The 15,509-nt window shown below is 34.5% G+C and carries 13 protein-coding genes and 2 pseudogenes; 10 read left to right on the plus strand and 5 right to left on the minus strand.

Going from position 1 to position 15,509, the window contains the following annotated elements; translation table 11 throughout:
• Positions 1-85: 85 nt before the first annotated feature.
• Positions 86-1,033: an IS110 family transposase gene (locus tag AACH21_RS01560; RefSeq protein ID WP_209472550.1), complete on the minus strand. Its 948-nt coding sequence runs from the start codon at positions 1,031-1,033 to the stop codon at positions 86-88.
• Positions 1,034-1,249: 216 nt separating this feature from the next.
• Here AACH21_RS01560 and AACH21_RS01565 point away from each other — a divergent pair.
• The 4 genes and pseudogenes from AACH21_RS01565 to AACH21_RS01580 all read left to right on the plus strand — a co-directional run.
• Positions 1,250-1,657, plus strand: a pseudogene (locus tag AACH21_RS01565) (IS4 family transposase); the annotation flags it as partial.
• A gap of 157 nt (positions 1,658-1,814) precedes the next feature.
• Positions 1,815-3,428, plus strand: a complete 1,614-nt coding sequence (locus tag AACH21_RS01570) for a hypothetical protein (RefSeq protein WP_338482637.1) — start codon at positions 1,815-1,817, stop codon at positions 3,426-3,428.
• A 177-nt stretch (positions 3,429-3,605) separates the two neighbouring features.
• Positions 3,606-3,953, plus strand: a complete 348-nt coding sequence (locus AACH21_RS01575; RefSeq protein ID WP_338482638.1) for an IS630 transposase-related protein — start codon at positions 3,606-3,608, stop codon at positions 3,951-3,953.
• A gap of 167 nt (positions 3,954-4,120) precedes the next feature.
• Complete coding sequence (locus tag AACH21_RS01580; RefSeq protein ID WP_049973597.1) at positions 4,121-4,456, plus strand: transposase; 336 nt, start codon at positions 4,121-4,123, stop codon at positions 4,454-4,456.
• Positions 4,457-4,872: 416 nt separating this feature from the next.
• On the opposite strand, the gene ubiB is transcribed toward AACH21_RS01580, so the two are convergent.
• Together ubiB and AACH21_RS01590 are read right to left on the minus strand one after the other, a co-directional pair.
• The gene (gene ubiB / locus AACH21_RS01585) at positions 4,873-6,303 is read right to left on the minus strand and encodes a 2-polyprenylphenol 6-hydroxylase (RefSeq protein WP_236514429.1); all 1,431 of its coding nucleotides are present in this window, start codon (positions 6,301-6,303) and stop codon (positions 4,873-4,875) included.
• Positions 6,300-7,040: a metal ABC transporter ATP-binding protein gene (locus AACH21_RS01590; RefSeq protein WP_006279528.1), complete on the minus strand. Its 741-nt coding sequence runs from the start codon at positions 7,038-7,040 to the stop codon at positions 6,300-6,302. Before AACH21_RS01590 ends, ubiB begins: the two co-directional genes overlap by 4 nt.
• Here AACH21_RS01590 and AACH21_RS01595 point away from each other — a divergent pair.
• Positions 7,032-7,913, plus strand: coding sequence for a zinc ABC transporter substrate-binding protein (locus AACH21_RS01595; RefSeq protein ID WP_012673303.1), 882 nt, complete (start codon positions 7,032-7,034; stop codon positions 7,911-7,913). The two genes, AACH21_RS01590 and AACH21_RS01595, sit on opposite strands and share 9 nt — an antisense overlap.
• A 38-nt stretch (positions 7,914-7,951) precedes the next feature.
• Here the strand turns inward: AACH21_RS01595 and AACH21_RS01600 are convergent, their stop codons facing one another.
• On the minus strand, positions 7,952-8,245 hold the full coding sequence (locus AACH21_RS01600; protein ID WP_338482639.1) for a helix-turn-helix domain-containing protein: 294 nt from the start codon (positions 8,243-8,245) through the stop codon (positions 7,952-7,954).
• 25 nt (positions 8,246-8,270) lie between these two features.
• Positions 8,271-8,471 (minus strand): 50S ribosomal protein L33, encoded by a 201-nt coding sequence (gene rpmG / locus AACH21_RS01605; RefSeq protein ID WP_006279743.1) that lies wholly within the window; start codon positions 8,469-8,471, stop codon positions 8,271-8,273.
• A 149-nt stretch (positions 8,472-8,620) separates the two neighbouring features.
• Between rpmG and AACH21_RS01610 the strand changes: the two genes are divergently transcribed.
• The 5 genes and pseudogenes from AACH21_RS01610 to AACH21_RS01630 all read left to right on the plus strand — a co-directional run bounded on the left by AACH21_RS01610 (position 8,621) and on the right by AACH21_RS01630 (position 15,508).
• The gene (locus tag AACH21_RS01610) at positions 8,621-10,384 is read left to right on the plus strand and encodes an Rne/Rng family ribonuclease (protein ID WP_338482641.1); all 1,764 of its coding nucleotides are present in this window, start codon (positions 8,621-8,623) and stop codon (positions 10,382-10,384) included.
• 86 nt (positions 10,385-10,470) lie between these two features.
• Positions 10,471-12,393 carry a molecular chaperone DnaK gene (dnaK, locus tag AACH21_RS01615; RefSeq protein ID WP_338482642.1) on the plus strand — a complete coding sequence of 641 codons (1,923 nt, stop codon included), beginning with the start codon at positions 10,471-10,473 and terminating at the stop codon, positions 12,391-12,393.
• 70 nt (positions 12,394-12,463) lie between these two features.
• Complete coding sequence (locus AACH21_RS01620; protein WP_077188332.1) at positions 12,464-12,748, plus strand: BolA family protein; 285 nt, start codon at positions 12,464-12,466, stop codon at positions 12,746-12,748.
• 7 nt (positions 12,749-12,755) lie between these two features.
• Positions 12,756-13,989: pseudogene (metC, locus tag AACH21_RS01625) on the plus strand (cystathionine beta-lyase).
• Positions 13,964-15,508: a UDP-N-acetylmuramoyl-L-alanyl-D-glutamate--2,6-diaminopimelate ligase gene (locus AACH21_RS01630; protein ID WP_338482643.1), complete on the plus strand. Its 1,545-nt coding sequence runs from the start codon at positions 13,964-13,966 to the stop codon at positions 15,506-15,508. The pseudogene metC and the gene AACH21_RS01630 overlap by 26 nt, the downstream one beginning before the upstream one ends.
• Position 15,509 lies beyond the last annotated feature (1 nt).

Raw genomic sequence — 15,509 nt, forward strand, 5'->3', positions numbered from 1 at the left:
TCTGCTTAAGCTAATGAATATGTGCTTTAAGTCTGTGTGGACGCACATATTCATTAGCCAATTTCAGTTACCGTTGTGAAGATTTTTAAGTATGCAAATTAATTGCTTCTTTAAGTCTTGTATTAGCAATTACTATAATTTTACGCATTAGGGCTGTTATAGCCACCATCTTCTTCTTACCACTTTCAACAAGCTTAGAATAAAAGGCGCCAAGTATAGATTTTGACCTTGTAGCAGCCATAGCGGCTGTAAACAGCTTTGAACGAACGTTACTTCTACCACCTGTAATCCTTCGGTAACCAACAGCTTTACCACTTTCTTTTGGATGCGGTGCAACTCCGGCAAGACTTGCTACTTCTTTTCTATTTAAGTAACCAAGCTCTGGCATTAAACACAAAAAATCTTGTGATAACTTTTTACCTATTCCAGGAACTGTTTTAAGAATTTTTTGGCGTTGTTGTAATTCGCGGCTTTCATCAATAATCTTTTGTATAGTATCATTGAGTTCGTTTATTTGACTATCGAAAAACTCAATGGTCTTTTGACAGCTTTCTTTTATATGATCATTTTCCGGTGCTTCAAGTCTGCATTTTTCTTGAGTTCTCATTTGCGTAATATCATCACGACGTTGACAAAGTGCAGCCAAAGTTGATTGTTCTGTAGAGGTAGGTACAAATAGAGAGATAGTTCTATGGCGTTCAAATCCATATTGAGCAAGAGCTCTTGCATCTGATCTATCAGACTTTGCTAAAGTTCCGTGAGATAAAATAAAGCTTTTTACTTTACGAGTATTAGCTCGATGCACGGCAATATTTTTGTCGGTAAGAAAATGTGATAAGCCAAGCTCATATTTCCCTGTATTTTCTAAAGTCACTAAAGCATTAGGTAGAATATCTGAAAACTCTTGAAATAATTGTTGCCAACCAGAAGCATTATTATCAAATTCGACAGCATTCTTCTGTTTGTGAATTGCAACGACATTTTTAAATTTTCCGATGTCAATGCCAATAAAATTTTGATAAGATGTAACCATAATAAACCTCGATAGTTTTAGTTAATTTAAGATTGTAAACGGGTGCATATATATGTCCCAAGCAACTATTCAAACGTATCGAGAGATAGGGCTAGCGTACCTTGATACCAACGGTTGTAATACCAATTTCCTTTCGGTCGCGCACGCCCGCTATTCCTAGTGAGCAGGGTTATCTTTCTCTCTTATCTCTTTTATATCACGTTTTTAACTTACAATTGCCTTAGATGGAAAATAGAGATATTACATAAAATTTTAAATCCGGTCTCAAAGTTGAGGAATGTAGACTTGGAACAGCAGAAAGATTAATGAGGTATTTAACAGTCATGAGGATTATTGCTTGGAGAATTTTCTTTATTACATCAATTGCAAGAACTAACCCAACATTACCATGTACTGCCTTATTAGCTGAGGAAGAATGGAAAGTTTTATATGTTAAAATACACAGGAAACCATGTCCAAATATAGCCCCTACTATAAAAGAAGCCGTTTCGTGAACTTGGAGGTCATTTAGCAAGAAAAAGCGACCCAAAACCAGGACCAATTACTCTTTGGAAAGGATATAAACGTCTCTTTGATTTAGCAGAAGGATGGCGACTTGCTCACGAACCTCATATTTGTTGGTAATAGTAAGTTGTTAGCGGTATCTGGAGATACCGCGGCGGTATGACGTAGGGAAATCTTACTTATTATAGCTATAGTTCTACATGAATTACAAAAGTAACATTTACTAGATCTTAATATTTTAGATCTATATTTTAATAAATAATGAGCTGTAATTAGTATGAATAATCCATTTAAAAGTGAGAACTATAAAAAAAATCTCGATTCTCTGATCAAAGCTGTAAAGCTAGGAAATGCAGAGAAACAATATAACAAAACGTTAAGGGATTTATCTCATGCATTAGAAGGTTTTACAGGTGAGGCAAAAGGTATAGCTGAGTTTGTTATATATACTGACTTGAACAATTATGTAGAACAGCCATTAGGTCTTTTTAAAACATTAATGAATAGAATTTTGGGAAAAAATTTTCCAACCAAGAACAGTAGTATAAGTAATTTTATAAATGATGAGTTGTCAAGTTTCACTTTAGAAACAGCAGCTAAGTATACAAGAATTTTAAAAAAAATTGATCTCTTGGAACAATTAGAAAAAGATTTCAGAAAAAATAATATTTTAAAAGATTCTTTAAATTTAGAACAAAGTGAAAAGAGTCAAGGAAAAGATAGATCACACGAAGTGAGTTTGGAAGGTAGAAAGCAAAAGGAAGGTACTTTTGAGCTGCGAAAAGAAGAACAGCCGAAAGAAAAATTAGGTGGTAATCGCATGAGGCAAATAAAGCGACCAACAACAGCACCTCCGGCTGCTCCAGATTCGAGGAAGGTACGCTTTAAATCAGAAATATCCTCAGATGGAGAAAGCAAGGCAAAGTCTACATCTTCTTTACTAAAAGGAGCTAATAGTTTTAGTATGCCTGATGCTAAGGAAAATCCTTCTGAGGATTCAGGCTATGAAAGTTCATTAGATCAGGGGTCTGAATATGAAGACATATCAAATTATCAAGAGAAAAAGCAAAAGGAAAATCCTTTATATGAGCAGAGAGAAGATTCAGGCTATGGAAGTTCATTAAATGAAGAGTCTGTATACAAAGAGATATCAAATTATCAAGAGAAGAAGAGTAAAATTTTAATAGAAAATTCGCAGAGTTCAAAATCGCCCAAAGAAGAGCCAATTTATGCAACAGTTCCTAAAGAACATATAGAAGCAAAAAGAGAACGTAAGCAGAAACAACAACCTCAATCCCTCGTACCACCAAAACCACCGCAAGTGCCAAAAAAAATGTTTACTACTGGTCAAGAAGTTAGACAAGAATCGAAAGTGGTAATCAAAGATAAACCTGCAGTACCGCCAAAGCCTAAAAATCTAAGCCGTGCTAATCAAAAAGTAAGCACAGAGCCAAAAGTAGTAGGAGTAATTCTTAAAAAATCAGCTGAAAGAGTACCACTAAAATCTGAAAATCAAGACAATAGGAAATCAGCACAAAAAGCTGCTGGTAAGGCGATACCAAAAGTAGCAGCAGCTACTATGAAAGGAGGAGCTAATCGCGAGATGGGCAGTAAAGTAAAGGCATTAAAAGAAAAATTTGAGCAAAATCAAGCAAAAGGAAATGCTAATGTACAGCTTGCTGAAAGCAAAACCACTCCAGCAGCACAAGCGGATATCGGTGTGAAGAAAAAACAATCTCATTCATTTCTAACAGAGAATAAAAGATCTGCAACGAAACACGTAACAGCAAAATCTGATCCAAAATCTCATGTCAGCAAAAATTCCCTTCTCACGCATGCAAATGTAAAGGAAATGGTTGCACAAATTGAGAAAGGAAAAGGAGGAAGATAGTAACATTTGGGAAAAAAACATATGTGTCAAGTCAAGAGATTGTGAGCAAATTTAGGAAATTATAGCTAAACTGACTTAGATTTACCGACAATTTGAAAAACCGTCATTCCGCTAACTATAGTATTTTCGAAAGCGAATGATAAAGGTATAATATGTTTTTTTAAAGTAGGGAAAGCGATGGTATATAGTGTAGATTTAAGGGAAAAAGCAGTGTCTTTGGTAGAAAAAGGAAAGTCAAAGGTTGAAGTTGCAGAGGTTTTTGAGATAGGGATAGCAACACTATATAGATGGCTAAAAAAGAAAGCTACTGGCCAAGGTCTCAAAGCGGTAAAAAGTACTGGTTTTATTCGAAAAATAGATCCAGAAATACTCAAAGAATATGTCAAAAAACACCCAGATCACACACTAGCAGAAATGAAACAAAACCTTGGCTTTGGGATAAGTGCAATTTGTTATAGATTAAGACAGCTAAAAATAACCTTTAAAAAAAGTCACATTCTATCAAGAGCGCAATCAAGAAGATAGGCAGCAATTTATCGATAAAGTCTCAAAAATAGACCACTGTAGCATTTTATATATAGATGAAGCAGGAGTTGATAATAGACTATACCGAGAATATGCACGAGCTCCAAGAGGAGAAAAAATATATGCTGATGTTCCAGGAAAAAAGCGGGAAAGAGTGAGTATAATAGGTGGATGAGAAGTTTATTGCACCAATGACCTTCACAGGAGGGTGTAATAAAGATATATTTAATGTATGGTTAGAGCGAAGATTACTTCCACAATTACAGCGTGATACAACCATAGTTATGGATAATGCTACATTCCATAAAACTCCCAAAACAAAGTCATTAATAGAGTCTTTTGGCTGTCATTTGCTTTATCTTCCAACATATTCACCTGATCTAAATCCGATAGAGCATTGTTGGCACACCATCAAAAGTTGCCTCAGACCTCTAATGCATCAATGTACAGACTTACACCTTTTAGTTGGTAATACCATTTTAGACGTTTATCATTCGTTTTAGAAAATACTATAGTTGAAATAGCACAGTTACTCACCCCATAAATTTGGTGCTCTCTTTCAATCAAAGGTGTCTTGCTGCTTGAAATGTTTTCTTTGTAAAAATTTGGCTTATCTTTATATCATCTCATTCAAACAGCATTAACATAACTTATGCCTTTTTTAGATGTAGAAATTTTCTAGGAATTGTCTTTTTGAATTCTATGGTATTTTGTTTAACATTGAAACAAGAGGCCAGTGTCACGCACTGGCATGACACCCATTTGTTCCTATAGTTGTCTTTTCTCGTCTACCTTATTTTGCCACTCTGCTGAACAGATACATAAAGAAAGTGGAAAATTGGACATTCTCAACTCGGCTCCTGCAGATTAAAAATTAAGTTGAATAAAAATTGGATTTGACGCAGTTTTTTCCCATAGTTTAAGAAATTAAAAGTTTAACGATTAGAATTATAATTACAAACCACAATAAAAAATAGACTTTTCCATTTGATTTATTTTTAATTTGGATGTTTTCTAATTTTTTATCAGCTATTAGGTTTAATTTTTCTATAAGGCTAAATATCCCTTGGATTGTTTTTACAGGATAAGAACTTCTAATTTTTTCCCTATACCCTATTTTACTTTCATGTTGACTGCTTATCCACGCTTCAACTACTTTCCACATATTGATTTCTGGGTAGATCTTTCTACATGTCCCTTCCAGTAAAATCATAGTTTTCTGCAGCAATAACAATTGTGTTTGAACTTTCATATCAAAATCACCAGTTATTTTTAATAGCTGAGCAAGTAAACTAGCAAATGAAATCTTCTGTATAGGCTGCCCAATAATGGGTTCACCTATTGCCCTGCAAGCTGTGACAAAATTTCTATGCTGTGATGAAACGTAACCAGCTTTAAAGTGCATTTTTGCAACGTGATCATAATCCCGATTTAAAAAGCCTTTGAGTATCTCTATAACGTAATAGCATGTCTCACGATCTATTCTACCCATGATTCCACAATCCAGAGCAATAATATTGTTATTACTATCAACCATTAGATTTCCAGGATGCATATCAGCATGAAAAAAACAATCCCTGTATACCTGATTACAAAACGATTCTATAAGATTGATAGCTATTTGCTTATGATTATTCAGTTTTTCAACTTCGTATATTGGCGTTGCTTCTATCCATTCTAATGTTAAAACCTTTTTTGCAGTTCTATTCCAATCTATTTCAGGTACATAAAAACCTCTGTCATTTTTTGTGTTTTTCTTTAGTTCCGAAGAGTGAGCAGCTTCAAAACGTAGATCTAACTCTAATCGGCAAATTTCAGCAAAAGTTTTAACTAATTCAATTGGCCTCAGCCTTTTTGATTGTTCGCTAAATTTTTCTGCAATTTCTGCAAGCCAAGAAAGCATTTTTATATCTCTTGAGAATGTTTTCTCAATATTTGGCCTTAAAACCTTCACAGCAACTTCCTTACCCTCAGTTGTAACCGCTCTATGCACCTGAGAAATCGATGCTGCTGCAATTGGCTTTTCAGAAAAGCTTGAAAAAATGTCGCTCAATTTACAATTAAACTCACTTTCTATAGTTTTAACTGCTATTTTATGTGAAAATGATGGCAATCTATCACATATCAATAACAAGTTATTTGTTATATCTTCATTTAAAACATCAGTACGTGATGAGATAGACTGCCCAAACTTAATGAACACCGGACCTAATTTTTCAAGAGCACACTTTAGCTTGTGGCCTTGTATTTTATTTATTGATTTTTTTGATGGTGGAAGTAAATAAGGTAATATATTGTAACGCGTCAGCACCGTAGTTATGTGCAGAAGACGCAAAATATTTTGAATCATTTCGCTGCGTAACTGCTAAATATTTCATTTAGGGTTCTATTTTTCATAATCTCATCAGGCTTGCCTTGGCAATAGATAGTATTATTTATACAAATTATGTAATCTGAGGATGGTAGAGCAGAGTTAAGATCATGAGAAGTCATAAGAATCGATACCAATCGTTTTTTTGCTATTTTATTTATAATATCATAAAATTTAGCCCGCGCGTTAATATCCATTGCACTAACTGGTTCATCTAGAATGATCAAGTCAGGCTCTGCAATTAAACAACGTGCAAGTAGCAATAATTGTGTTTGCCCTGCAGAAATTTCTAACACTTGATTCTTCAAAATGTTACCGATACCAACCAACTCTATCGTTTCTGTAATAATGGATTGATTTTTCTTTAGTCTTTTCAAGGAGCTATTTAAAAGGAAATATTCAACTGTTATTGGCATCAAATTACTAATACTAAAATTTTGCGGCATATAGCCAATTTTTATGTTGTCAGCAAATACGATATTACCGGTACAGCTTTTATTTATGCCAGCAATTGCTTTCACTAAAGAGGTTTTACCTCCACCATTTGGACCAAGTATTGTAATTATGTCTCCTCTTTCCATGAACATATTGATATTGTCAAGGATTCTTTTACCATCATATGTGAGAGCAAGATTTTCTATTTTTAGAACACGATTATTGACATTATTCAATTTATTGACAAAATTTAACTTCTTCTCAACGTTTATATGAGACATTTACTGACTTTTTTTCTATTACTTTCATTTACACTATACTATAATATCGCCTTTTCATCCAATTTAAAAGTTGTAGCTACAATCAAACCTATCCACTCACTTGTAGCTTCTATTACAGAAGGGATTTTAGAACCGGAATTGCTTGGCTATGCAACATCTGCGCATAATTATATATTAAAGCCATCTGATGCGAGTAATTTAGAATCAAGTGACGTTATATTTTATGTTGACGATAACTTAGAGACGTTTGTTCAAACTTTCGCCAAAAATAATAAAGAACTAGTGCAATTGTCAAAGGCAATCAACCTACTTCCTACTCGGCCACATTCATTTTCTAGAAAAATTACTCACATTAAAGATGAAAAAGATTTACACATTTGGCTGAGTCCCGAAAATGCAAAGAGCATGATACTTTCTGTAAGTGCAACATTGTCTAACATAGATAAAGAAAATTCCCATCGATACAACTCTAATGCAACAAAAGCTATAAAAAAAATAGACCAAGAAGTAAAAGAAATCATGAAAGAACTGAATGATTTTAAAAATCAAAAATATATCGTCACTCACGATGCTTATCAATATTTTGAAAAATATTTTGGTTTAAATCACCCAAGCGCCATTCTTTCCATAGAAGAGGATTCTTACATAGGTATGAGGAGTTTAATGAAGCTAAAAAAGATAATGAAGGAAGAAAACGTTAAATGTATATTTGCTCATTCACAGGAAGACAGCATAAAGCCTAATGCTCTTTCTAATGACGCAAAAATGGTAGTTCTTGATCCTATTGGATCAGACATAGAGCCTGGAAAAGATGCATATCTAGCTATAATCAATAACATTGCACAAAATTTTAAGTCTTGTTTTGTTGAGTAATAAGTTCCCTTTTAGCTTACTGTTTTATTGTTCTGCATTTATTTGTCCTTTACATATTGTGCAGGTTTAGAATTATGCTTTATTCTTACGTTTATGTCTTGGCCCAATACAATCAATAAGTTAAGCAAGTATTCTAAGGAGAACCCTTCGATTTTTGACCTATTGATTTGAGATACTTTAGGCTGATCAATCTTTAGAGCGTTTGCTGCTTTTTTCTGTGTTGTGTATCTCTTACCTATTAATTGTGCAATGACCTTTATTAATTTCAGTTTTGTATCCTTTACATTGTCCAACTCTATTATTACAGGATAACTTAATTGTAAATTTTGCATAATAATAAACTTTCCTATAAAAAAACTACTTTAATTTTTCTTCTTTAAATAGCACATGCCTTCTGACTACTGGGTCATACTTTCTAAACTCCAGTTTTCTGGTGAGCTTTTTTGGATTACGCTTTTTTACATAAAAATAGCCTGTTGATTTTTCTTCACCAGCTCTTGTTGTCTTGATTGCAGTGCTGACTAACTTAACAAGCAAAGAAGCATTTTTTTTCGCCATACTTATAATGATATAATAAATTCTATGCGAGTTTATTACGCAAAATACTAAAAGTCAATCGAATAATGCAGATTGCAAAATCCTTGACAATCAACAGTGCATTAAGTAGCATAAAGTTAACTTCAGAATAAAAAGCAAACGGTAAATAAGTGATAAATAGTGGTAAAAGGGTATTATTGATAGAAAATTCTATCTGTTCTAATGAGGTAAGAGTTGCCTTGTCAATTAATAACAAGGTTGTAGAATTTGAACAAGAATTCAAGGAAAAAAAACAATTAAGAGGTAATATATACGTTGCTTATATAAAGCGTATAGAGCCTTCTTTGCAAGCCGTATTTATTGAATATGGAAAAAATAAGCAAGGTTTTTTGTCTTTTTCCGAGATATCTCTAGATTACTTCAACATTCCAGAAAAAGAAAAGGAAACTATCTTTGAGGGCTACTCAAATGACGATTGTATAGAAGAAGCCTCAGCAAATGTTTCTTCAGATTCTGCAGCTAGTAAGAATGTCAACGAATCAGGTAGTGGTTTTGTAAGAGAGGTACCTTTATATAAAAAATACAAATTACAAGATGTTATTTCAGTAAATCAAAAAATATTGGTTCAGCTAACTAAAGAGGAACGAGGCAATAAAGGAGCTTCATTTACAACATACATAACTTTAGTGGGTAGATACTGTGTTTTCATGCCAAATTCCATGAGCAAAGGTGGAGTGTCCCGCAGAATTGAAGATGCTAATGTCAGAAAGCAGTTAAAGGATATACTAAATTTAATAAACTTGCCAAAAAGATCAGGTTTAATAGTAAGAACTGTTGGTTCAGGAAAAAGTAAGAAAGAAATTGAGCAAGATTACAATTACTTATCCTCATTATGGCAGAGCATTCAAAAAAATGCCTTCTCTGTAAATGCTCCATCATTAATTTACAACGAAGCAGATGTAATTATGAGATCTGTTCGTGATTTTTGTAGCGATGGTATAGAAGTTATAGTGTCTGGAAAGGAATCTTTTGAAGCAGTTAAGCAATATGCTAACAATGCACTAAAAGGTAGTAAGTTGCGCTATAGATTGTATAGAGGTTATGCTCCGATCTTTACTTACTACGGAATCGAAGATCAAATTTCTGAGTTATATAGCAATAGAGTAGAATTGCCATCTGGTGGGTCTTTGATAATAACTTTAACTGAGGCGTTTGTTTCAATAGACGTAAATTCAGGAAAGATGACAGGAGAAGATAGCATAGAAGAAACAGCTTATAGAACCAACATGGAAGCAGTACCTGAAATATCAAGACAGGTGAATCTTAGGGGCCTATCAGGATTAATAGTAGTCGATTTTATTGATATGTTGAAATATCAGTATTGCAGAGCTGTTGAGTCTGCTATAAAGCAAGCGTTTAAAGACGATAAAGCTAAAGTTCAATTTAGCTACATAAATGACTTTGGTTTAATGGTATTTTCAAGACAAAGAATTAAACCAAATATACAAGAAATTAATACTACAGAATGTTTACACTGCAAAGGTACTGGAAGAATAAAATCAAACGAAGTAATTGTTTCATCAATACTAAGGGACTTACAACATATTGCTAACAAGAATCGAAATAAGTCTTTTGATTTAGTAGCACACAGTGCAGTTATAGCGCACATTTTTAATAACAAACGCAATACAGTTTCTACAATCGAAAAAGAGTTTAATATTACATTGAACGTTAGTATTGATAACAGTTTAGATGTAAATACATTTATTTTAAAACAAGGAGATGATGTTAATTTAAACGGTTATAAGCCATTACAGAACTCTGGATACCAAATTGGGGATAGCAGCAATGAAGAAGCTGATAATTCAAATAAACTACGAGGCAATTTTTGGCTGACTAAGTGGCTTTCGCGCCTTTTAAGTTCTAATAACTAATTAGAAACCTAAATTGGGCTTGTAATTAATGAGCCCTATACTTATATATTCTTATATCAGATAATATTTACAATGGGGTACTCATTATGGGAAGAGCAATAGGCATAGATCTCGGAACAACAAATTCTTGTGTTGCAATAATGCAGGGCAAAGATACAAAGGTAATAGAGAATAAAGAAGGAGCAAGAACTACTCCATCTATAGTTGCATTTACTTCTTCAGGAGAAAGGTTGATTGGTGCTCCAGCAAAAAGGCAAGCAACCACCAATGCAAGTAATACCTTTTTTGCTACTAAGAGATTAATAGGCCGTCAATATAGTGATCCTGAGATGAAAAATCTAAGTGTACCATACAAAGTATTTGCAGCAAAAAGTGGTGATGCATGGGTTGAAACAACTGATAATAAAGAATATTCTCCTAGTCAAATTGGTGCATTTATACTACAAAACATGAAAGAGGCAGCAGAAGCTTATCTTGGAGAGGAAGTAAAAGATGCTGTGATAACAGTGCCAGCATACTTCAACGACTCTCAACGTCAAGCAACAAAAGATGCAGGAAAAATTGCCGGATTAAATGTACTCAGAATAGTAAATGAACCGACTGCTGCAGCACTTGCTTATGGTCTTGATAAGAAACATGGGCACACAATAGTAGTATATGACCTTGGTGGTGGTACATTTGACGTTTCAATACTTGAAATAGGTGATGGAGTTTTCGAAGTGAAAGCAACAAACGGTGATACCCATCTTGGAGGTGAAGACTTTGATAATGGAGTAGTGAGTTATTTACTAGATGAATTCAAGAAAAGTAATGGCATTGATTTGAAAAATGATCCAATGGCTATGCAAAGAATCAAAGAAGCTGCTGAAAAAGCGAAAATTGAATTATCAAGTGCAATGGAAACGGAAATAAATCTACCGTTTATTACAGCTGATGCAAGTGGTCCAAAACACTTAAATATGAAATTAACGAGAGCAAAACTTGAAAGCTTAGTGAATGATTTAATCGAAAGAACTATGGCTCCTTGTAAAAAAGCTCTTGAGGATGCTGGTTTATCTGCTAGTCAAATTGGCGAAGTGGTTCTTGTTGGTGGCATGACTCGTATGCCAAAAGTCATAGAGAAAGTTAAAGAATTCTTTGGCAAAGATCCACATAGAGGAGTTAACCCTGATGAAGTTGTAGCAATTGGAGCTGCAATACAGGCGGGGATCATTCAAGGTGATGTAAGAGATGTGTTACTACTTGATGTGACCCCACTTTCTCTTGGTATTGAAACTCTAGGAGGAGTATTCACTCCACTTATTGAGCGTAATACTACAATTCCTACTAAAAAATCTCAGGTGTTTTCAACTGCAGAAGATAACCAAACAGCTGTTACAATTAAGGTGCATCAGGGTGAAAGAAAACTGGCAGTTGATAATAAGCTACTCGGTCAGTTTAGTTTGGAAGGGATACCTCCTGCTCCGCGCGGAAGGCCACAAATTGAAGTGACATTTGATATAGATGCAAATGGAATAGCACACGTTTCTGCAAAAGATAAAGCTACTGGAAAAGAGCAAAAAATACGCATTCAATCTTCAGGTGGTTTATCTGATGATGAAATAAATCGCATGGTAAAAGAAGCTGAAGAAAAAGCGCAAGAAGATGAAAAGCGCAAAAAGTTTATTGAAGTGAAGAATCAAGCGGATAGCTTAGTCCATTCTACAGAAAAGTCTCTGACAGAGTATGGTGATAAAGTTTCACCAGAAGATAGATCTGCTATTGAAAATGCAGTTAACGAATTAAAAGAAGTTAGTAAATCTGATAACATTGATGACGCTGATTCAATACAGCAGAAAGTCACTAATCTTTCTCAATTATCTATGAAACTTGGAGAAGCTATGTATCAAGCATCTCAACAAAATAGTGCTGAAAATGGCTTTTCATCAGAAGGAAATCCAAATGATAAAGAGGAAAAAGTAGTAGATTCTGATTATCAAGACATAGATAATAAAGAAGAGAATAAGTAATTGCGATTGTCATCCAAGTAGCTGATACTGGGATGACAAGAAGAGCATATTGTTGCTTAAAGAAACCATTATGGATATTATTAAAACAATAGAAGAAAAGATACGCGATTCGATAGATGTAATTGATATCAACATTATCGATGAATCAGCAAAGCATGCTGATCATTATTTTGCTTCATCTTCAACATTACCTTCGCACATTAAATTAATATTAATATCTGACGGCTTTATTGGAATGAGCGTTCTAAAAAGACACAAGTTGATTTATGAGTTATTGAAGGGTGAGATAGAGCTAATACATGCAATTTCTCTTCACTTGTATACGCAAGATGAGTACAATTTAAAAAATAAATAATAAAAATGTGAAGGAAGAGTCTATATTAGTTAAAGCAGGAAGAAAATTTAATGACTATAAAGGTTCCATGAACCCGCCAGTTTATCATTCTTCTACCATATTATTCCCTACTTACAAGGACTACTTAAATGCAGCAAATGGAGAAAGTATATACGATGTAATCAACGATGGTGTTGCAAGGGATTATAGCTACAGTAATGTTGGTACTCCTACTGTTCATTATCTTTCAAATGCACTGGCTGAAATTGAAGGGAGTGGACAAGCGCTTATTTATCCTTCCGGACTATTTGCACTTACTTTTGCTATTCTAACTTTCGCTAAAGCAGGCTCGCACGTTTTAATTCAAGATAATAGTTATTATAGGCTTAGGAGGTTTGCAGAAAATGAGCTACCAAAAAGAGGAACAGAAGTAACTTTTTATGATCCAACACAGGATATAACTGATTTAATTCAGAGTAATACTTCATTGATAATGATCGAGACTCCTGGTTCTGTAACGTTTGAGATTTCGAATATAGAGCATATAGTAAAAGTTGCTAAAGAACGTGGAATTGTAACCGTTTGTGACAATTCATGGGCCACTCCTTTGTTATTTAAGCCGCTTGATTATGGAGTTGATGTTGCACTATATGCGGTGACAAAGTATCTAGCCGGTCACTCAGATTTAGTGATGGGAGCTATGGTTGCTGAAGGTGAAACTTTTAAATTGCTTTATGAGAGCTATAAAAATTATGGAGTAACCATTCAATCGCACGACTGCTACCTTGCACATAGGGGACTAAGAACACTGCATGCACGTATGGCAAGGCACCAAAATACAGCAATGGAAGTGGCAAAGTGGCTAGAAAAACATTCAAAAATCAAAAAAGTTTTGTATCCAGCACTTCCCTCCCATCCTCAACACGAATTATGGAAAAGTTACTTCAAAGGAGCAAGTAGCGTATTTAGTATAATACTGGATAGAGAATATTCATGTGAAGAACTAAGCTGCATGGTTGATCATATGAAAATTTTTAGTATTGGTGCTTCTTGGGGAGGGTGTGACAGTTTGATATTACCAATAGATCGTAGATCTATGTCAAGATCTGTAATGAATTCAGATTATGGTGGAAGTTTCATGCGGATATTTTGTGGACTAGAAGATTCTGAGGATTTGATCTCTGATTTAAATGCTGCACTAGCAAGACTGCCATGTTTGAATATCAAAGCTGGCAGATGAAACTGAGAGAATTACTGCATAACATTATTGATGTTAACTTTGATATTGAAATCAAGGGCGTTACATGTAACCCCAAGAGAGTCAAGGAAGGTTATCTTTTTGTTTGTGTGTCAGAAAGGAGTAAAGAATACGCAACATGCGATACTGGAATCCATATCCTTCCTACTGAATCACAGTGTTACGTACACAACTGTGTAGACGTTGTGATACAAGGGGCCAAGAAAGATGTCATCCCAGTGCTTGACTACTTGGATCCAGAAAATTTAATTGTAAATGAACACACTAAGCAATTGTATAATAAAAACTGGATTCCAGTGTCAGCTACTTGCATGACAAATACTCCGGGTTTTGCAGTGCTTGAACACCTAAACCCTCAAGAAATATACCGCGAAATAGTCAGCAGGTTTTATCAATTCAAACAGCCCAAATATGTTGCTGCTGTAACTGGTACAAATGGTAAAACTTCAGTAGTAGAATTTTGCCGCCAGATCTGGCAAAACTCTGGCTATAATGCTGCGTCTATTGGAACACTTGGAACATGCATCAATAATGGCAGAAAAGGTAATAGCAACAGCCTTACCACTCCAGGTGCAGAAGACCTTTACGCAACATTGCGTGGTATAAGTGTAGAACACTTAGTGTTGGAATCATCAAGTCATGGGATTGATCAATACAGAATCCATGGATTAAAGTTGAGTGCTGCAGCTTTTACTAATTTCTCGCAAGATCATTTAGATTACCATAAAAGTCTTGGTGGATATTTAGAAACTAAAAAAAGGTTATTTTACGAAGTATTACCAGAAGGAAAAACAGCGATTTTAAATGCGGATATAGATGAATATGGCGCATTGCTTAAAATAGCTGAAAAACGCAGTAATAAAGTTGTGACTTATGGAAAAAAAGGCTCTGATATTACTTTATTAGAGCAAACATCAACCCCTAATGGTCAACATCTTACAGTAAAAATTGATAACCAAATTTACAATACATTTTTCCCAGTTTTAGGAAAATTTCAAGCATATAATCTGCTATGTGCAATTGGTATATCTGGATTAAATTACAGAGAAATATGCGTAGAAAAACTCGTTTCTCCACCAGGAAGAATGGAAAAAGTGAAACCTTTTGCATTCGTGGATTACGCTCATACTCCAAGTGCGCTTAAACAAGCCCTATTGTCTTTAAAATGGCATATCAACAAAAAAATAATTCTAGTTTTTGGATGCGGTGGAAATCGCGATCAGACGAAACGTTCAGAAATGGGCAAAATAGCACAAATGTATGCAGATAAAGTAATAATTACAGATGATAATTCGCGTGATGAAGATCCGGCAAAAATTCGCCACGATATTTTGCTACATTGCCCTGATGCACTGGAGATAGGAGGTAGGAGAGAAGCTATAGAGAAAGGCGTAGATATTGCCTATAACGAGGGTATGATTCTGCTAGTTGCAGGAAAGGGAAATGAGAAATTTCAAATTATAGGCAACCAAACTTTTGAATTTAGCGATGTTGAGGTTATTAAAAATAAAGTTGCATCTTGAC

Origin of the sequence: Wolbachia endosymbiont (group A) of Ophion costatus (genome assembly GCF_963969245.1) — a bacterium.
Lineage (GTDB): Bacteria > Pseudomonadota > Alphaproteobacteria > Rickettsiales > Anaplasmataceae > Wolbachia > Wolbachia pipientis.